Here is a 19,506-nt window from a genome sequence, read left to right on the forward strand (position 1 = left end):
TTCCCGGATGTGTGAACAGAGATGACATTGGGACACGTGTGCCCACCGGTGACCGGGACGGCCGCACACCCGACGCCCCCCAACGCGCGCCCCAACGCCCCCGCAGCGCAAGGGATTTGGCGCCGCTCTGGGGGAACTCTGGAGCCCCCGTGGAGCGTACGGAGTGCCCGATCGCTCCGACGACTCCCGAGGAGGTGCAGAGATGAAGAAGATCGTTATCCGCAAGGCTGGCCCCGTCCGCCTGACCACGGCCGCGTGCAGCACGTACCCGGCGAACTGACCCCGGGTCGACCGATCGCCGTCCGGCTCGCCCAGGGCCGGACGGCGGCATCCAGGGAGAGAGACTCAGCGAGAGAGCGAAAGGCGGCATGCGGTGTCCGAGCAGCCCGACACCACCGGCGGACCGCCCGGCGCGCCCGAGCTCGCCGACCCGCCGGACGACCTGGCCCCACCCGTCGACCTGGCCCCACCGGTCGACCCGGACCCGCCGGTCGACCTGCACCGGCCGGTGCTGATGCACCCGTTGGTCTACCTGGAGGACGGCGACGGCGTCACGGTGGGCAGGACCGACACCGACTCCTACGCCATCCTCCCGCCCGACGGCGCGCAGTTGGTGCGCTGGCTCGCGGAGGGCGCCACCCCGGCCGAGGCGGCCGAGCGCTATCTGCGGCGTTACGGCGAGAGCGTCGACATCGGCGACATGGTGGGCGCGTTACGGGAGTTGGGCTTCACCCGCGACGCGGACGAACGGGTCGCCGCGCCGCCCCCGATCCGCTGGCAACGGCTGGGGCGCGCGATGTTCTCGCCGGTGGCCTGGCTCTGCTACGCGGCCCTCGTGGCCTGGGCCTGCGCCGTGCTGGTCCGCTCCCCCGAGCGCGTGCCCGAGGCGAGCGACCTGATCTTCAGCGACTACTACTCCGTCGTCAACGTGACCCTGCTGCTCGTGGTCATCCCGCTGATCGCGTTCCACGAGAGCTTCCACGCCCTGGCGGGGCGGCGCCTCGGCATCCGCTCGACGGTGTCGCTGAGCCACCGCTTCTACTTCCTCGTCGTGGAGACCGCGCTCGACGGGCTGGTCACGGTCCCCCGGCGCAGACGGTATCTGCCCATCCTGGCCGGGATGTTGGCCGATGTCCTCGCCCTCGCCACGCTGGTCCTGCTGGCCGACGCGCTGTGGGGCGCGGGCGCCGAGCCGTCGTTCGCGGCCCAGGTGTGCCTCGGCATAGCGTTCGCCACGTTCACGCGGCTGCTGTGGCAGTTCTTCTTCTACATCCGCACCGACATCTATGTGCTCATCACCACCGTCGTCGGCTGCGTCGACCTGCACGGCGCCGCCATGCGCGTCCTGCGGAACCGCTTCTGGCGGCTGCTGCGCCGACGGCACCGGCTCGTCGACGAGAGCACGCTGCACCCGACCGACCGCCGGATCGCCCGCTGGTACGCGTGGCTCGTCCTGGTCGGCTACGCCCTGAGCGTGGCCACCACGGTGTTCGCGCTGGCCCCGGTGTTCATCGAGATGGTCGCGGGCTCGGTGGACCGTTTCCTCGACAGCGGCGACGCCGACCCGCTGCGGCTGCTCGACTCCGTCGTCTTCCTGGGCCTGACCGCCGTCCAGTTCGTGCTGCCCGCCCGGATCGCCCTGCGCGAGCGGGCCGCCAGGCGCGCGAGCCGACTCGAGCACGTCATCGCCTGAGCCACCGGAACCACCCGCGAACCACCCGAACCACCCGAACCGCCTGAACCACCCGAACCGCCTGAACGAGGGCCTGGACAGGGCCGCGAAAGGAGAGGGCGCCATGCGCAGTCACCACTGGATCGCCGCGGCGCGTCCCGCGGAACGCGACACCCTTCGGGCGGGGCTCGACCTGCCCCCGCCGCTGGCGCGGGTCAGCGCGCACCGGAGCCTGCGCGGCCCGTACACCGCCGCGGGCACCCTGCTGCGCGCCGTCGCCGCCGACGCGCTGCGCCTGCGCCCCGATCTCGGCCCCCGGCACCGCATCGAACTCCAGGAGGCCGCACCGGAGTTGGTGACCCTGGTGCCCAAGGTCACCTGGGCGGCCACCAGCAGCGAGCAGGGCGTCGCCCCCGTCGCCCGCTATCCCGCGAGGCAGCACTCGCTGCGCATCGCGCACGGCCTGACCGACTTCCTCACCGCCTACCTCGACGCGCTGGGCGGCGGGCCGCGCACGCTGGTGGTCGACGCGGTGGACCACGCCGACCCGACCGACCGCGAGTTCCTTGCCGTCCTGCTGCGCCGGATGCCCGCCGAGCGGCTGACCCTCGTGCTCACCACGCGGGGCGAGCTGCCGGGCGACCCGCCGGGGCCCGTCGACGCGTCGCTCTCCGAGGCGGTGGCCACCCACTGCGTTGCGCTCACGGGAACGGCCCCCGCCGAGCCCGCGGAAGCCGCCGCGCCGGGGACGGACAACGCACCGGGGACGGACGCCGCACCCGGGGCGGCCGCCGCGGCGGCCGCCCGCGCGCACGTCGCCGCCGACGGCACCGACGAGGACGCCGCCCGCGCCCGCGCGTACGCGGCGCTCGACCCGGCGGCGCGCGCCGCCCTGCACGACGCGCGCGCCGCCGAACTGGCCGACGCGGCCGACGCGGAGCCGTCCCTGCGCATGGGCGCCCTGCTGCACCACCTGGTGAACGGCGGCGACCCGGGCGGCGCGGGCGTCGAGGCCGTGCGGCACGCCCAGACCCGGTGCAAGCAGCTGGGCCTCTACCAATCGGCCATCCTCTACGGCGAGTTGGGGCTGCGCCTGGTGGACCACGCCGAACGCCCCGACGCCTGGTGGGAGATCATCAGGGACACGGCGGTCGCGCTGGCCGCGGCCGGGCGCGCCGAGGAGTCCGAGGCGCTCCAGGACCGGGCGCGCCGCACGAGCCTCGACCCGGTCGTGCACATGAAGCTCGCGTACGAGACCGCGATGCTCTACGCCCGCCACTTCGCGAGCGACCGGCGCGACCCCGACCGGGCGCGCGCCTGGGTGAACCAGGCCATCGCGTTCGCCGACCAGCTGCCTGACCCGGGTGAGCGCACGTTCTACTCGGTGTTCAACCGCAACGGGCTCGCCCTGATCGAGACCCGCGTCGGCCGCGTCGACGAGGCGCTGCGGCTGCTCGACGAGGGCATCGAACGGCTCGACAAGGAGCTGCACCTGGGCGAACGCACGTGGCACCGCACGGGGTTGCGCTACAACCGCGCGCAGGTCAACGCCATGAGCGGGCGCCTCGACGCCGCCCTCGCCGACTACGCCGAGGTGATGGCGTCGGAGAACGACTTCGCCGACCACTACTTCAACCGCGGGACGATCCTGCGGCGGATGGGCCGGGTCGAGGAGGCGCTCGCCGACTACCAGGAGGCGCTGCGGCTGGAGCCGCCGTTCCCCGAGGCGTACTACAACTGCGGGGACGCGCGCCTCGAACTCGGTGACGTACAGGGGGCGTTGGCCGACTTCGAGCGCGTTCTCGAGCTTGACCCCTCGCACCTGGACGCCCGGCTGAACCAGGCGAGCCTGCTGGCCGACCTGGGCGAGGGCGAGGCGGCGCTGCGCAGCGTCGCCGAAGGGCTCGCGGGCGCGCCCGACGACGCGCACCTGCTGTCGCTGCGGGGGCGGCTGCTGGCCGAGGCGGGCGATCACGAGGGGGCGAGGGCGGCGCTCGACGCGGCGGTCCACCACGACCCCGGGCTCGCGGAGGCGTGGGGCGTGCGGGCGGTCCTGGCGTTCGAGGCGGGCGACCTGGCCGGGGCGACGGCGGACTTCGACCGGGCGCTGACCCTGGGCGACCTGCCCGAACTCCGTTACAACCGCGGCCTGGTGCACGAGGCGGCGGGCCGCTTCGGCGAGGCGGCGGCCGACTTCGCCGCCGTCCTCGCCGTCACCGACGACGCCGACGCCCGCGCCCACTACGACGACTGTCGGCGCGCGACCGAGCGCGCCGGGGTGTAACGGTGTCAACCGGCGTCACCGCGGCGTCGGCCTCGGCGTTCACGGAGGCGATGGCCCGGCTGGCCTCGGGCGTCGCCGTGGTCTCGGCCCGCCGCCCCGACGGCGCGCCCTGCGGCCTGCTGGTCTCCTCACTGTGCTCCTACAGCGCCAGGCCGCCCTCCGTGCTGGTGTCGGTCGCCCGCGACTCGCGGTCCTGCCAGGTCCTGGCGGACGGCGCGGAGTTCGGCGTGCACCTGCTCGGCCGCGGCGACGCGGCGCTGGCCGCCGTCTTCGCCGGGCGGGGCGAGGACAAGTTCGCCGAGGCGGCGTGGAGTTGGGACGGCGCGGTGCCCCGGCTCGCCGGGACGTGCGCCTACCTCAGGTGCGCGCCAGGCGCCGCGTTCGGGCACGGGGACCACGTCGTGGTGATCGGGGAGGTCGTGCGCTGCGACCTCGGCGGGGATGACCCGCTCGTCTACTACCGGCGGAGCCTGGGGTGGCGGCTGGCCGGGGAGCCATGAACGGACCCGCGGTCCGTCAGGTGGGGGTGGCCCGTCAGGTGGGGGTGGCCCGTCAGGTGGGGGTGGCCCGTCAGGTGGGGGTGGCCCGTCAGGTGGGGGTGGCCCGTCAGGTGGGGGTGGCCCGTCAGGTGGGGGTGGCCCGTCAGGTGGGGGTGGCGCCCATCAGGTGGGGGTGGCCCGGCAGCGCGGGTGCCGGGCCGTGACGAGGTACTGGTCGTGCAGGGCGGCCCGTTGGGCCGCGCGCAGCGCGGGCCCGGGCTCGACGCCGATCTCGCCGACGATGAGGCGGCGCGCCGAGGCGTAGGCGGCGAGCGCCTCGGCCCTGCGCCCCGCCTGGCACAGGGCGAGCACCAGCTGCTCGTGGAACGTCTCCTGGAGCGGGTGCCTGACGCACTGCTCCTTCAACTCGCCGATGACCAGCGGCCCATGGCCCTGGCACAGCGCCGTCTCGTAGGACTCGCGCTCCACGGCGAGGCGTTCCTCGGCGAGCCGCGTGATGGAGGGCGCCAGCATGCCGACCGTTCCGAGATCGCTCAACGGGCGCCCCCGGCACAGCGAGAGCGCCCGCCGGAACGCGAGCCCCGCCTGCCCGCAGTGACCTTCGCCGACCAGCCGCCGCCCCGTGGAGGCCAGCGTCCTGAACCGTTCGAGGTCCAACTCGCCAGGCCGCACCCGCAGTCGGTAGCCCGCCAGCTCGGTGCTGAGCCGCGGATGGCTGCGGGCGTCGCGGTGGGCGGCGCTGTGCGCGGGGTCGAGCGCCCGCCTGAGCCCCGACACATACATCTGGAGCGTGGCGACGGCGGACCGCGGCGGGCGCGAGCTCCACAGCTCATCGATCAACTGGCCCACGGAGACGGGCCTGTTGGCGGAGAGCAGCAGAACGGCGAGCAGCACCCTGCGTTTGAGCGCGCTGGGTGTGCAGGGGCGCCCGTCGCGGACGACGCCCAACGGGCCGAGAACCTGGAACCGCAACGTGCGCGGTCCACGGCTCGCGGGAGCCGGGGAGGCGGCCACCCGGCGTCACCTGACCCGGGGGACGCTCGGCGAACACTCGGGGAACGCTAAGGGTTTTTTTGAACATGGCGTGACGCACATACCGATCTCCTCCATGTGACTCGCGTAGATAACCACCAAGCATCCACACATCCCCCGCACCGGGTGAGCCGGGATCCGGTCAAAGGGGAGGGCTGGCCGCCCGGGCGACCGAGGAGGCGGCACGGCGTGCGCGGACGCGGGCACGGCACGCGCGGCCAACTCCCTTGTCAAGGCCGCTGGTTCACATCGCCGCAATGCGGCGATGGCCAAAAGTAGCCCGCGGCGGACGCCGCGGGTGCCGCGGCGCGAGCCGCAGTCGGCGCGGCCGGGGGCCGCACAGTACGCGCCGCGCCGCAGGCTACGTGTGCCTGCGGCAGGGCGAGGACACCCCACATGTGCCGCAGCACCAGCCGCGGCGGGACCCCGGCCGGGGGCGCGGCGGCGCGAGCCGCGATCGGCGCGACCGAGGCCACAGCGCCGCATGGCACGCGGTGCGGGCCACGCTCGCCAGCCCGGCGGGCACGGCCGGATGCGCGGCCCATCGAGCCGCGCGCACCAACCACGGCGGCACACGGCCAAGGCCGCACCGCGCGGGCCACGCGCGCCGACCACGGTGGCGCACAAAGGTTGCCCACGACACCAGCCACGTTCACCAACCGCAGCGGGCACGGTCGATGGCGCGCGGCACGCCTGGCGCGGCGCGTGGCACCTGGCGCGACGGCGCGGGGTCGGGGCCACGCCGCATCGGATGCGGCGCGAGCCGCGTTCACCAGCGGCGGCGGGCACGGCCAGATGGGCGGCCCATCGTGCCGCGCGCACCGACCACGGCGGCACACGGCCGAGGCCGCAGCGCCGCACACGCCGCGGCGCGAGCCGCCCGCACCAGCGGCAGGTGCGCGGCCGCGTCGTGCGGCGAACCCCGCGGAGCGCCGATTCAGTCGAAGATCAGGGCGAGGTGGCTGTCGAGCGCGGCGATCGCCGCCTCCTCGGTGAGCTGCCGGGACAGCACCTGGATGCCGAGGCCGTCGACGAGCGCGAGGAGACCGGCCGCCGCGCGTTCGGGGTCGATGCCGTCCGCCCCTGACGCCCGCAGCTGGTCGGCGAGGAACTCCCGCATCCCCGCGGCGGATTCGCGCAGCCCCGAGGCGATCGACGGCTTCACCGCGGCGTACGCGAGGAAGGCGAGCACGACGTGGTTCTCCAGCCTGCGCGTCTCGTCGAGCGGCAGCACCTCGCACAGCAGGCCGCGGACGAGCTCGCGCGGCGTCGCCGACGCGACCGCGCCGTCGGATCGTTCGCGGATCCGGTCCATGACCATGCCGAGGGCGAACGCCATCATCTCGTCCTTGGTGCGGAAATAGTGCTGCACCATCCCGGTCGAGACCCCCGCCTCGGCCGCCACATGCCGCAGGCTCACCTCTTCGAGGCCGCGCGCGGCGGCGAGCCGCATGAGCGCGTCGGCGAGCAGCTCCCTGCGTGCGCGGTGATCGACCTTGCGGGGCATGCGGGCCACTTTACATTGCGATTGTATTATCCTCGGAAACATTGCGACCGTATTGGGAAAGGGGTGGTCGGCATGACCGTGCTCGGGCTGGCGGCGGTGGATCCGGGGCGGCGCGACCTGGTGGGCGGGAAGGCCGCCGGGCTCGCCGCGTTGATCAGGCGGGGCGAGCGCGTGCCGGACGGCTTCTGCGTCACGACCGAGGCGCACCGCCGCGGCGAGGTGCCACGGGCCGAGGTGCTCGCGGCGTACGACGAGCTCGGCGGCGGGCCCGTCGCGGTCCGTTCGAGCGCCACGGCCGAGGACCTGCCGGACGCGAGCTTCGCGGGCCAGCAGGACACCTGGCTCGGGGTCGAGGGCCCCGACGAGCTGCTCGACGCGATCCGGGCCTGCTGGGACTCGTTGCACACCGAGCGCGCGATCGCCTACCGCGAGGCCGCGGGGGTCGCGCACGACGCCGTGCGCATGGCGGTCGTCGTCCAGCGGATGGTGAACGCCTCGGTCGCGGGCGTGCTGTTCACCGCCAACCCCCTCACGGGCTCGCGCGCCGAGACCGTCGTCGACGCCGCCCCCGGCCTCGGCACGGCGGTCGTCGACGGGACCGCGGCGGCCGACCACTACGTGCTCGACGGCGCGGATCCGCCGGAGCGCGGCTGCCTCACCCCGGCCAGGCTGAGGGAGCTGCGCGAGGTCGGCGAGCGCCTCGCGGACCGGCTCGGCGCGCCGCAGGACGTCGAGTGGGCCTATGACCGCGAAGGAACGCTGTGGCTGCTGCAATCGCGGCCGATCACCACGCTGTTCCCCGCGCCGCCCGAGAGCGGGAGGCCGGGCACCCGGCTGTATGTCGAGTTCGGCCATGTCCAGGGCATGCTCCGCCCCGCGACGCCCATGGGCATGGCGACGCTGAGGTCGATGCTCGCGGACATGCTCGCCTCGTTCGGCCTCACGGTCGAGATCGTCGACATCGGCGGGCGGCTCTACGGCGACCTGACCGACGCGATGCGCGACCCGTCGACCCGGCGGCGTCTGGTGCGGCTCATGGCGGTGGACTTCGGGCCCCGCGCCCAGGCGGTGGTCGAGCACCTGCTGAACGACCCGCGCTTCGCCCCGGAGCGGCGTGGTGCCCGTCGGCGCGGGGCGGCGGCGCTGACGACGGGGCCAAGGGCGGTGGCCGGGATCCTCCGCGCGGTGGCCAGGCCAGCGGCGGCGCGGGCCCGGGTGTTCGGCGAGATCGAACGCCTTCGGCGGCGGCCGCTCCCCGAGCGCGCCCCCGGCACGGCCGCCGAGCTGCTCGACCTGGTCGAGGAGACCGGGCGGTCCGACGCGGGCCTCGACGCGATCATCTGGCCCGTGGTCAGCGGGCTCGTGGTCGCCGCGGCGCTGCCGCCCCTGCTGCGGGGCATCGCGAGCGACGACGAGATCCGCACCGTGCTCGGCGGGATGCCGCACAACGTCACGATCGAGATGGACCTCGCGCTCTGGCGGGTGGCCCGGCGCGCCGCGCCCCACCGCGAGACCCTGCTGCACACGCCGCCCGACCGGCTCGCCGCCGCCCATCTCGCGGGCGAGCTCCCGGACTTCGGGCTCGGCGCGTTCCTCGACTCCTATGGCGTCAGGTCGGCCGCCGAGGTCGATGTCGGCGTGCCGCGCTGGTCGGAGGACCCGACGCCGGTGTTCGCGGCGCTCGCGGGCTACCTGCGGGTCACCGATCCCGAGCAGGCTCCCGACGCGCGGTTCGAGCGCGCCGCGGCGAGGGCCGAGGCGATGCTCGCCGAGCTCGCCCCGCGGGCCCGCCGCGCCCGCCCGGTGCGCGGTCGGCTCGCGGCTTTTCTCCTGGGCAGGGCACGGGAGTTGACCGGGCTGCGCGAGGCGGGGAAGTTCGCGGGTCTCCACCCGCTGCGCGACCGGCGCCTTCGCCTGCTGCTCATCGGCGCCGAGCTGAAGGAGAAGGGGCTCCTCCAACGCGCCGACGACGTCATGTTCCTCACGCTCCCCGAGCTGCGCGCCGCGGTGGAGCGCGGCGACGACCCGCGCGCGACGGTGGCGGGGCGGCGGGCGGAGTACGCGAGGGAGCTGCGGCGCCGGACCGTTCCCGTCGCGCTGCTCTCCGACGGCACCGACGTGGAGACGCTGCTGCCCGCTCGGGCGTCGGAGGGGCCCACGCTCACCGGCATGGGCGCGGCGCCAGGGCGGGCCACGGGGCGCGCCCGCGTGGTCCTCGACCCGGCCACCGCGTCGATCGAGCCGGGCGAGATCCTTGTCGCGCCGACGACCGACCCGGGCTGGACTCCGCTGTTCCTCACCGCGGGCGGGCTCGTCAGCGAGACCGGCGCGGTGATGGCGCACGGCCCCACCGTGGCGCGGGAGTACGGCATCCCCGCCGTGATCTGCGTGCCCGGCGCCACCGAACGCGTCGTGACCGGCCAGCTGATCACCGTCGACGGGGCCGCGGGGACGGTCACGATCGAACGGCCCGCCGCGGGGGCGGCCTCGGCGCCCGGGGCCCGATGAATTCCCCGGACGCCGGTTCCCGCGTTTCTCCGGCGTTTTCCGAGGCGTTTTCTCGCGCGGGCACGACGGAAATACACTCCGCGCGGTCGCACCTTTTCGGGGCAGCGCGGGCCGCCCTCCCAACTCCCTTTCCCGGCCTGTTCATTAACCGAGATTTCATGCGACTCCGGGTATTCAGGGCCCGGTTGAAGTGATATTTCTAGGGCGTCTTATTCCCCCACTTCTGGAGTAGGTTAAGTGACCCGCTCGATACGTTCACCAAGAACGCTGGTGGCCACCGCCCTTCTGGCGTTGGTCGCCACGCTCACGCTCGCCCCGCCGGCGCAGGCCGCGGACTCCGGGGCCCAGGCGGCAGGGAAGTATGTCGCCCTCGGCGACTCGTACACGACCGCCCCCGGCACCGGTACATACGACGACCCCGACGCCGAGTGCCGCCGTGGGCCGCTGACGTACCCGCGCCTGTGGGCCGCCGCGCACCCGTCGGTGAGCTTCGTCGAGGCCGCGTGCAGCGGCGCCACCACCGCGGAGCTCCTGGCCAGCCAGGTGCCGCAGATCACCCCGGACACCACGCTGGTCACCATCCAGGTGGGCGGCAACGACGTCGGCTTCGTCGACGTGCTGACCAACTGCATCCTGACCATCGACGACCAGGACTGCCTTGACGGCGTCGCGCTCGCCGAGCAGGCGGCCCACGCGGCCCTCTCCCCGGCGTTGGCGCAGACCTACGCCGCGGTGCGGGCGGCCGCGCCCTCCGCCCAGGTGGTCGTGGTCGGCTATCCGCGGCTCTACACCATCGGCGGGAACTGCGGGATTCTCGGGCTCAGCGACCGGGAGCGGACGGCGTTGAACGGCGCCGCCGACACCCTGGCGACCGTCATGTCGCAGCGCGCGGCCGAGGCCGGGTTCCAATTCCTGGACGCCAGGCCCGTGTTCGACCCGCACACGCTCTGCTCGGGGAACAGCGAGTGGGTGACCAGCCTTGAGTGGAGCGATCTCAACGAGTCGTACCACCCGAACCAGGCGGGCCACCGCGACGGGTACCTGCCCGCGCTGACCGCGCTCACCGGCTGATCCGGGGCCGTTCCCCCCACGCACGGCGCCCGGGGGCATCCGCGCGACGCGGATGCCCCCGGGCGTTCCGCTATGCGGCGCCGCCCGGCGCGTCATCGCCGACGAGGAGCTGGGAGGTGGCGAGTTCGCGGTACAGGCCGTCGGCCTCGACCAGCTCACGGTGGTCGCCGGTGCCGCGGACGCGGCCGTGTTCGAGCACCACGATCTGGTCCGCGTCGGTCACCGTGGACAGCCGGTGGGCGATCAGCAGGACGGTGCAGCGCCGCGACGCCTGGTCGACGGCCTCCCGCAGCGCCTGCTCGTTACGCGCGTCAAGCTGGGCCGTCGCCTCGTCGAGCAGCAGCACGTCGGGGCGGCGCAGCAGGGCCCTGGCGATGGCGAGGCGCTGCCGTTCGCCGCCCGAGAGGGCGTCGCCGCGGTTCCCGACCTGGGTGGCGAGCCCTTCGGGCAGCCGGTCCACGAGGGTGTCGAGCCGGGTCAGCCGCAGCGTCTCGGCGATCTCGTCCGCGGTGACGTCGGGGGCGGCGTAGCGGAGGTTGTCCTCGATCGTGCCCGCGAGCACCGGGGCGTCCTGCTCGACATAGGCGATGCGGCGGCGCACCTCGGCCCGGCCCAGCGTGGCGATGTCCGTGCCGCCCAGCAGGATGCGCCCCGCGGTGGGCTCGTAGAAGCGCTGGAGCAGCGCGAACGACGTGCTCTTGCCGCCGCCCGAGAGCCCGACGAGCGCGGTGCGCGTGCCCCCTGGCACCGTCCAGGAGACGCCGCTGAGGGCGGGGCCGCGGCCCGGGTAGGAGAACCGGACGCCGTCGAACTCGACGCTGGGCGGGGCGCCTTGGGCGCCTTGGGCGCCCGCAGGGGCCGCGGCCCCGGCGTGGTCCACGATTTCGGCCGGGTCGACGTCCTCCTCGATCGGCATGTTCCTGACCTGCTCGATCCTGCCGACCGCGCCGAGGCCCTGCTGGAGGAGGGCGAGCCCGGCGACCAGCGAGGCGATCGGGCTCGCCAGGTAGAAGACATAGAGCAGGAACGCGATCAGCGCGGGGGTGCCGAGGTCGCCCGAGGCGACCAGGGCGCCGCCGACGCCGAGCACGGCGAGGAACGCCGCCTGGATCGACACCCCGGACAGGACCCGCACCCAGGCGCCGTAGCGGGCGCCGAGCAGCCCGGCCAGGTACGCCTCGCCGATGGCCTCGTCGGCCGTCGCGGTCTCCCTGGCCTCGGCGCCGTTGGCCTTCACCGTGCGGGCGGCGCCGAGGGCCCGGTCGAGGGCGGCGCCGACCGCGCCGACCGACTCCTGGGCGCGGGCGACCGCCTGGCGGATGCGGGGCAGCACCAGCAGCATCACGGCGGCGACGGAGAGCAGCACGGCGAGGGTGACCGCGAGCAGCCCGACGTGCACAAGGCCCATCAGGAGCAGCGCGCCGCCGATGGTGAGCGCGCCGCTCGCCACGTTGACCAGGCCCTCGGTCGCGGCGTTCTGGAGCAGGGTGCTGTCGGAGGTGACGCGGGCGATCAGGTCGCCGGGGGGCCGCCGGTCGAGCTCGGACACGCGCAGCCTGATGAGGCGGAACACCAGGTCGCGGCGGACCTGGCGGACCACGCGCTCCGCGGTGCGCTGCTGCCACCAGGACTGGAGCCCGGTGAGGGCCGCGCCCGCCACGACGAGCGCGGCGAGCCACACGACGGGGCCGAGGGCGCTCTCGCCGTCGCCGAGCGCCTCGAGGACGCGCTGGGCGACCAGCGGCTGCACCAGGCCCGAGCCGCTGGCGGCGAGCGCGAGCAGCAGGGTGAGGATCAGAACGGCGCGGTGCGGTCGGGCGTAGCCCAACAGGACGCGCAGCGGCGCCCGTTGAGGCGCGGCCCGGTCGGGCACCGGCTCGGGGGGCGGCCCTTCGGCCAAGGGCGCGGACGGGGCGGGGGGCGTCGCCGTGGGGGTCTCGGAGGCCGTTGTCATGTGGGGGTTCCCGACGTCGGGGGCGGTGACGGGCGGTCAGGCGGGCGCTCGGGCAGGCGCTCCCGCACCATGCTCAGGCGGGGGTGGACACGGGCCGCGGCGCGGTGGCGACCGCGGTCAGCAGGTCGGCGGCGGCCCGTGCGCCGCCCAGGGCCCTGAACGAGCGGCCGACCGCGTCGGCGGCGGCCCGGTGGCCCCCATCGGGGTCGAGCACGGCCTCGATCGCGGCGGTGAGCCTGGCGGCGTCCACCCGCCCGAACCGCACCCGCACGCCCGCGCCCGCGGCGACGACCTGGCCCGCCACAAGGGGCTGGTCGTCGCGTATGGGGGCCAGGACGAGCGGGACGCCGTGCCACAGCGACTCGCACACGGTGTTGTGGCCGCCATGGCAGACGACCGCGTCAACGCCCCTGGCCAGCAGCTCGAGTTGGGGAACGTGCGAGCGGACGAGCACCCCGGGCGGCGGGTCGGTGAGCACGCCGCCGGGGTCGACGACGATGCCGAACACCCGGTCGCCAAGACCGGCGAGCGCGTCGGCGGCCACCGCGAGAAAGCGCGCCCCGGCGTCGGCGTTGGCCGTGCCGAGCGTCACCAGCACGGTGCGGCGGCCCGGGTCGAGGCGGTCGTAGGGGAAGTCGGAGGCGCTGGGCCGCGGCGCGATCGAGGGCCCGACCAGGCACAGCCCGGGGTGGCGCTCGGCCGCGTCGCCCACGAGTTCGGGCCCGGTGAACGCGAGGATCCCGTGCGGCGAGAACCGCGGGTCGCCCGTGGCGTCCGGGTCGCCGTGCCTGGCCCGCAGCTCGTCGAGCAGGCCTGAGAGCCAGGCGGCCACCTTGGGCATCCCGGCCAGCGGGTCCACCACCTCGGCCGAGGTGCTGGCCGAGGTGACATACGGGATGCCGTGGCGCTCGGCGACCAACGCCCCGGCAAGGGCGTGCTGGTCGGTGACCACCACATCGGGCTCGAACGCCCCGATCGCCGCCTCGACGCCGGGCGCCATCACCTCGGCGAGCGGCAGGAACACCTCCTCCCACAGGAAGCGGAACGCGGCGGGCCCCGTCAGCTCCGGGGGCCGCTTCAGCTCGGCGCTCGGGACCGCGCAGTCGAACACGGTGGCGTCCTGGCCGACCAGCGCGGCGAGTTGGCCCTCGTGCCCGGCCCACGCCACCCGGTGGCCGCGGCGGGCCAGCTCGCCCACGACGCCCACCAGGGGGTTGATGTGGCCGACCAGCGGGGGGACGACGAAGAGGAAACGGGTCACCGTTCGGCCCCGGCGAGGCTGTGCTCCCGCACCCAGCCGAGCAGCAGCTCGCGGGTCTCGTCGGTGCGCTCGACCAGCACCGAGTGGCCCTGCTCGGGCAGCACCACGGTGCGGCAGCGGGGCAGCTTGGCCTCGAAGTCGGGCACCTGGGCCGCGAGCCCCGACTCGTCGCCGAAGATGGCGAGCACCGGGCACGTCAGCCCGCTCAGGTCGTCGTCGATGACGCGGCTCGCCGGGATGTCCTCGGCGAGCGTGGTGGTCTGGAGGATCCTGCTGGCGCCGCGCGAGAGGCGGGCGGTGTGGGCGCCGTGGTGCGCCGCGATCCAGCCGATCGCCTCCTCCCTGGCGAGCTGGCGCTTGGCGTCGGACAGCCCGTCGGCCATGTGCCGGGTCCACAGCGCGACGGGCGGCTCGGCCTCGATCATGGCGACGGTGGCGACCCGCTCGGGGTGCCACGCGGCCAGGCCCGCGGCGATGCTGCCGCCGAAGGAGTTGCCGACGACATGGACGGGGCGGCGCTCGTCGAGCCCGTCGAGCAGCCCGACCAGGTCGTCGACGAACGCCTCGATGTGGTAGCCGCCGCGCGGCCGTTCGCTGCGGCCGTGCCCGCGCAGGTCGTACATGACCACGTCGATGCCCGCCGCCGCGAAGGCGGGGCCGAGCGTGAAGTAGTAGCTGGCCAGCGAGTCGGTGAGCAGGCCGTGCACGAAGACCACCACGGGCGGCTCGCCGCCCTCGTCGGGGCGGGTCCGCGCGGGCAGCGTCTGGGCGTGGGTGGTGATGGCCCCGGTGGGGATCATGGCCATGGTGATCAGCTCCGCTCGGTGGCGCGCAGCGACGCCACCACGTGGTCGACGAGCTGGCCGATGGTCAGCTCGATGATCTCGTCAAGCTCCAGGTCGGCGATGAAGTCGGCGAAGTTGACGCGGTCGCCGTAGCGCTCGCGCAGGGCGCCGGAGAGCGTCACCAGGTCGATGCTCTCCAGCTCAAGATCGCCGTGGAACGTGGTCTCCCGCCCTATCTCGGCCGCGTCGAGGCCGTACTCCTCGAGCAGCGTCAGCAGCATGCCGGTGAGGTCGGCGAGTACCGCGTCGGCGTCGGCCGCGGGCGGGCTGATCTCTGCGGTGATCTCCGTGGTCATCCTTCTTCTCCTGTCGTCTCGTCCCCCGCCGTCCACGCGACCACGTAGGCGCGCTCGGGCAGTCCCGGTGGGTTGGTGACCCGCGACACCCTGACGTCGTGGGCCTGGTCGCCCACCGTCACCAGCAGGCGGTCGGGCTCGGCCGCGCGCACCCTGAACGCGTCGGGGCGGCCGCCGAGGCCGGTGCCCCTGGCCTTGGCGACGGCCTCCTTGGCGGCCCAGAACCGGGTGAACCACTCGGCCGCGGAGCCCGGCGTCGCGGCCGAGAGCTCATCGAGCAGCGCACGTTCCTCGGGGCCGCAGGCGGCCTCGACGGCCGATCGCGGGCGTTCGGTGATCTCCTCGATGTCGATGCCGCACGGGCCGCGCCTTGCGATGGCCGCGCCCGCCTCACGGCTGTGCGCGAGGGACACCGTCAACGCCCCGATCTCGCGGCCGTGTTCGCCGCGCAGCACGGGGCGCCCCGCGTCGTCGTTGCCGACCACGATCTCGGCCGGGTAGATGGGCCCTTCGCCCTCGGACCAGAGCAGGTCGCGGGCGGCGTCCTTGGCGGCGATCCGGCCGAGCAGCCACTGGCGGCGGCGCAGCGGGGGCAGGGCGGTGTAGGCGGCGCGCTCGGCGCCGCCGAGGACGTTGCGCATCAGCAGCTCGCGCGTGGCCAGGTCGGGCCAGCGCTCGTGGACGAGCGCCCAGCCGTCGGGGTCGCGCGTGGAGAGCGTGTGCCGGTCGGGGAAGCGGTCGACGGCGCGGATTCCGGGGTCGGTGTCGAAGCGGCGGTCGCGCCACCCGGTGATCTCCGCCCATACGCGGCCCTCGTGCGTGAGCTGCATGTCGGCGCTGAGGGCGCCGTCGGTCAGCTCGGTGATCCTGATGTGGCAGGCCAGGCGCTCCCCTGCGGCGGGCTCGGGGCCGTGGAAGCGGATCTCGCTCATGCCCACGGGGAAGACGGTGGTGCGCTCGGTGCGGCTCGCCATGATCCAGTAGCCGAGGAGCTGGCCGACGTTGTCGAGCAGGGCCCCCGGGGCGCCGGGGGCGGTGATGACGCCCCTGACGTGGCGTTCGCCGATCGCGGTGAGCGCGGTGACGCCCTGGAAGCGGGGGCCGTGGAACATCCAGCGCTCGTCGTAGAGCTGCCGGGCGGCCAGCTCGGGAACGCGCTCTCCCGCCGGGTCGAACGGCCAGGGCGCGGGCGCCTCGGGGTAGCCGGGGGCCAGCGAGACCTCGGCCCGTGAGGCGCCTTCGAGGGAGACCTCGACGCGGTCGGGGCCCAGGTGTCTGACGGTGACCGGCACGTCGTGCGCCGGGATCGCCTCGATCCACTTCAGCAGCCTGACCTCGTGCACCGCCACCGCGCGACGCCCAGGGGTGGCGCGTTCGGCCAGGTCCATGAGGTGGGTGAGCACGGTGGTGGCGGGCACCACGGGCCAGCGGTCGGCGTCGTCGGGCCAGTCGGGGCGCTGCCGGAAGAAGCAGTGGTCGAGCAGGTAGGGCATGGTCGCCACGTCGATCCGCAGGCTGGGCGGCACGGCGGGCGGCGCGGGCTCGGGCGCCCTGGCGGGCGCGGGGGGCGGCAGGGGGACGCCGGGCGGCACGGGCACGGCGGGGACGGCCGTCGCGCCCGTGACGGCGGTCGCCGCGCGGGGCGCGCTCGGGGCGTTGATGAGGTCGACGGCGGTGGTCGCCGTCTCGTGCAGGAGCGCGGCCAGCTCGGCGGCCACCGGGAACCTGGCGCCCACCCGGCCGAGTTGGTCGAGCGCCCCGGTGCCGTTCCCCGGCGCGGGGCGGGCGAAGGCCAGCGCGGACCTGGCCCGCTCGGGCAGCGACACCAGGGCGCCGCCGAGGTCGAGTCGCACGGTGGGCACGGGCCTGGCCACGGGGGCGGGGGCCGTCGCGGTGGTTGCGCCGGGGCGTTCGCGCGCGGTGAGCAGGGGCGTCACATCGGGCGACGCGCCGTTGGCCCACAGCGCGGTGGCCACCCTGCGCAGTTGCGCCAGGCTGTCGCGGACGCCCGCGTGCGCGGAGACCACGAGCCGGTCACGGCCCGAGAGGGTGTCGTCGACGAGCGAGCCGAGCTGGCCCGCGCCCAGCTGGATGAACGCGCGGAATCCCGCGTCGTGCATCGCGTTGATCAACTCCCTGAACCGCACCGGCTCCAGCAGGTGCCGGACGAAGAGCTCCCGCACCTCGGCGGGGCGGGTGGGGAAGGGCGCGGCGATGGTGGCCGACCAGACGGGGGTGGTCGGCACATGCAGCGTGTAGCGCTCGGCGGCCTTCCTGATCGGGTCGAGGTAGGGCGCGAGCATCGGGGTGTGGAAGCCCGAGCTGAACGGCAGGATCTGCCCGATCACGCCCCGCGCGCGCAGCCGCAGCACGATCTCTTCGACGGCGTCCTCGGGGCCGCAGATCATCGACTGGTTGGGCGCGTTGTCGTGGGAGAGCACCACGTCGTCGCGGCCCGCGAGTTCGGCGGTGACGCGCTCGGCGGGCATGCCGAGCACGGCGAACGCGGCGCCGGGCACGCGCAGCGCGTCCGGGTCGAACTCCGCGAGGAACGCGTCCACTTCGGCCGCGCTGTGGATGCCGCCCGCGGCCATCGCGGTCCACTCGCCGACGCTGTGCCCGGCGACCGCGTCGGGCCGGACGCCGAGTCGGCGCAGCGCGGTGTCGAGCAGCCTGCCGAGCTGGAAGACGGCGGCGCCGTGGCGGCCGACGTCGCCCACGCGGGCGTCGCCCTCCAGCGACCGGTCGAGCCCGAACGCGGCGGCCAGCTCGGCGACGCGCGGGGTGAACTCGGCCTCGAGGCCTGGGAAGACGAACGCGGTGAGCCCGCCCGCGTCGCCGAGTTGGGGCCTGGGGCTGAACCACACGTCGCTACGGCCCTGCCAGGGCGCGCCCTTGGCGACGGCCCTGCGGGCGAGCGCGAGGCGGCGGGCGGTGGGGTCGACGATGCCGAGGCGGACCGGGGGCGCGTCGGGGCGCCGCTCGTCGAGGCCGACGGCGAGCAACGCGGAGTCGTCGGCGGCGAGTTGGGCCTCCAGCTCCTCGGGGGTGCGGGCGGCGAGCCGCAGGACGCGCTCGGGCTCGGAAACGGTGACCTTCGCGGTGCCTGACGCGGCGGGGTGCGCGCCGTTCACCGGGAGGGCCGCGGTGAACGACGGTGCGGAGGCGGGCCGTTCGAGCACCACATGGGCGTTGATGCCGCCGAAGCCGAACGCGTTGACGCCCGCCCTGCGGGGGGCGCCGGTCTCGGGGGCGGCCCATGGCCTGGCCTCGGCCAGGGGCGCGAACCGCGTGTCGGCGAGCGCCGGATGCGGGTCGTCGCAGTGCAGGGTCGGCGGCAGCACCTCGTGGTGGAGCGCGAGGGCCGCCTTGACAAGCCCGGCGATCCCGGCCGCGGGCATGGTGTGGCCGATCATCGACTTCACCGAGCCGATGGCGGCGGGCTCCCCGGCGCGGGGCCCGAACACCTCGGCCAGGGTGGTGAGTTCGGCCCGGTCACCGGCGGGGGTCGCGGTGCCGTGGGCCTCGATCAGGCCGATGGCGTCCTCGGCGCGCGGGTCGAGGCCAGCGGCCTGCCACGCCTGCCGCACGGCGCGCACCTGCCCGCCGGGGTCGGGGTTGAACAGGCTGGCGGAGCGCCCGTCGCTCGCCACCCCGGTGCCGGTGACCACGGCGTAGACGCGGTCACCGTCCCGCTCGGCGTCCGCGAGCCGCTTGAGCACCGCGACGCCCGTGCCCTCGCCGATCAGCACGCCGTCCGCGTCGCGGTGCAGCGGCCTGATGCGCTGGGTCGGGGAGAGCGCGCCGAGCTGGTTGAAGACGCTCCACAGCGTGATGTCGTGGCAGTGGTGCACGCCGCCCGCCAGCATCATGTCGCAGCGCCCGGCGGCGAGTTCGCGCACCGCGTGGTCCACGGCCACGAGCGAGGACGCGCACGCCGCGTCCACGGTGTAGGCGGGGCCGCGCAGGTCGAGCCGGTTGGCGAGGCGGGAAGCGGCCAGGTTGGGCACCAGGCCGATGGCGTTCTCGGGGCGCTCGGGCCCGAGTTGGTCGGCGAACGCCGCCCGCACCTGTTCGAGCCGCTCCCCGTCGAGCTCGGGCATCAGCTCGCGCAGGGTGCGCACCACCTGGTTGGCGGTGCGGACCCGCTGGTCGAGGCGGACCAGTCCTGGGGTGAGGTAGCCGCCGCGGCCGAGAACGACGCCGACGCGCTCCCGGTCGTCGGGCAGCGTCCCGCCGCCCCCCGCGTCCTCGATGGCCTGGTGGGCCACCTGGAGCGCGATGAGCTGGTCGGGCTCGGCCCCTGGCACCGAGGTCGGCATGATGCCGAACCGTGTGAGGTCGAACTCCGCGTCGCCGTCGACGAATCCGCCGCGGCGGCAGTACACCCGGTCGGCGCGCGGCGGCCCCGAGGGCGCGTAGAACTCCTCGTCCCAGCGCCCCGCGGGCACGTCGCTGATCGCGTCGACGCCGGTGCGGATGTTGTGCCAGTAGGTGTCGAGGTCGCGGGCGCCCGGCAGGAAGACGGCCATGCCGACGATGGCGACCGGCGAGCCCGCGGTCACCGTGGTCATCG

Annotated in this window: 12 protein-coding genes; 5 read left to right on the plus strand and 7 right to left on the minus strand. The window is 75.0% G+C overall.

Translation table 11 applies throughout. From position 1 onward, the window contains the following. The first annotated feature begins 373 nt into the window (after nt 1-373). The 3 genes from D7318_RS30400 to D7318_RS30410 all read left to right on the plus strand — a co-directional run bounded on the left by D7318_RS30400 (nt 374) and on the right by D7318_RS30410 (nt 4,456). The gene (locus D7318_RS30400) at nt 374-1,693 is read left to right on the plus strand and encodes a hypothetical protein (protein WP_220729883.1); all 1,320 of its coding nucleotides are present in this window, start codon (nt 374-376) and stop codon (nt 1,691-1,693) included. Nucleotides 1,694-1,796: 103 nt separating this feature from the next. Beyond that, a complete protein-coding gene (locus tag D7318_RS30405) occupies nt 1,797-3,956 on the plus strand; it encodes a tetratricopeptide repeat protein (RefSeq protein ID WP_120700473.1) in 2,160 nt (719 codons plus the stop codon). Nucleotides 3,957-3,958: 2 nt separating this feature from the next. Continuing rightward, on the plus strand, nt 3,959-4,456 hold the full coding sequence (locus tag D7318_RS30410) for a flavin reductase family protein (protein ID WP_120700474.1): 498 nt from the start codon (nt 3,959-3,961) through the stop codon (nt 4,454-4,456). A gap of 162 nt (nt 4,457-4,618) precedes the next feature. On the opposite strand, the gene D7318_RS30420 is transcribed toward D7318_RS30410, so the two are convergent. Together D7318_RS30420 and D7318_RS30425 are read right to left on the minus strand one after the other, a co-directional pair. Beyond that, nucleotides 4,619-5,428, minus strand: a complete 810-nt coding sequence (locus D7318_RS30420) for an AfsR/SARP family transcriptional regulator (RefSeq protein ID WP_183091673.1) — start codon at nt 5,426-5,428, stop codon at nt 4,619-4,621. A gap of 997 nt (nt 5,429-6,425) precedes the next feature. Then, a complete protein-coding gene (locus D7318_RS30425) occupies nt 6,426-6,995 on the minus strand; it encodes a TetR/AcrR family transcriptional regulator (RefSeq protein ID WP_120700476.1) in 570 nt (189 codons plus the stop codon). Nucleotides 6,996-7,067: 72 nt separating this feature from the next. On the opposite strand from D7318_RS30425, the gene D7318_RS30430 reads away from it, so the two are divergent. Together D7318_RS30430 and D7318_RS30435 are read left to right on the plus strand one after the other, a co-directional pair. Then, complete coding sequence (locus tag D7318_RS30430; protein ID WP_120700495.1) at nt 7,068-9,503, plus strand: PEP/pyruvate-binding domain-containing protein; 2,436 nt, start codon at nt 7,068-7,070, stop codon at nt 9,501-9,503. A 270-nt stretch (nt 9,504-9,773) separates the two neighbouring features. Next, nucleotides 9,774-10,574, plus strand: a complete 801-nt coding sequence (locus tag D7318_RS30435; protein ID WP_230424255.1) for an SGNH/GDSL hydrolase family protein — start codon at nt 9,774-9,776, stop codon at nt 10,572-10,574. A 70-nt stretch (nt 10,575-10,644) separates the two neighbouring features. Here the strand turns inward: D7318_RS30435 and D7318_RS30440 are convergent, their stop codons facing one another. The 5 genes from D7318_RS30440 to D7318_RS30460 all read right to left on the minus strand — a co-directional run bounded on the left by D7318_RS30440 (nt 10,645) and on the right by D7318_RS30460 (nt 19,504). Continuing rightward, the gene (locus D7318_RS30440) at nt 10,645-12,528 is read right to left on the minus strand and encodes an ABC transporter ATP-binding protein (RefSeq protein WP_120700477.1); all 1,884 of its coding nucleotides are present in this window, start codon (nt 12,526-12,528) and stop codon (nt 10,645-10,647) included. 73 nt (nt 12,529-12,601) lie between these two features. Then, a complete protein-coding gene (locus tag D7318_RS30445) occupies nt 12,602-13,789 on the minus strand; it encodes a glycosyltransferase (protein WP_120700478.1) in 1,188 nt (395 codons plus the stop codon). Further along, on the minus strand, nt 13,786-14,595 hold the full coding sequence (locus tag D7318_RS30450; RefSeq protein WP_120700479.1) for an alpha/beta fold hydrolase: 810 nt from the start codon (nt 14,593-14,595) through the stop codon (nt 13,786-13,788). Before D7318_RS30450 ends, D7318_RS30445 begins: the two co-directional genes overlap by 4 nt. 5 nt (nt 14,596-14,600) lie before the next feature. Beyond that, the gene (locus D7318_RS30455; protein WP_120700480.1) at nt 14,601-14,930 is read right to left on the minus strand and encodes an acyl carrier protein; all 330 of its coding nucleotides are present in this window, start codon (nt 14,928-14,930) and stop codon (nt 14,601-14,603) included. Beyond that, nucleotides 14,927-19,504 carry a type I polyketide synthase gene (locus tag D7318_RS30460; RefSeq protein ID WP_120700497.1) on the minus strand — a complete coding sequence of 1,526 codons (4,578 nt, stop codon included), beginning with the start codon at nt 19,502-19,504 and terminating at the stop codon, nt 14,927-14,929. The genes D7318_RS30455 and D7318_RS30460 overlap by 4 nt, the downstream gene beginning before the upstream one ends. Nucleotides 19,505-19,506 lie beyond the last annotated feature (2 nt).

The sequence above is a fragment of the Streptomyces radicis genome, from assembly GCF_003626575.1.
GTDB lineage: Bacteria > Actinomycetota > Actinomycetes > Streptomycetales > Streptomycetaceae > Streptomyces > Streptomyces radicis.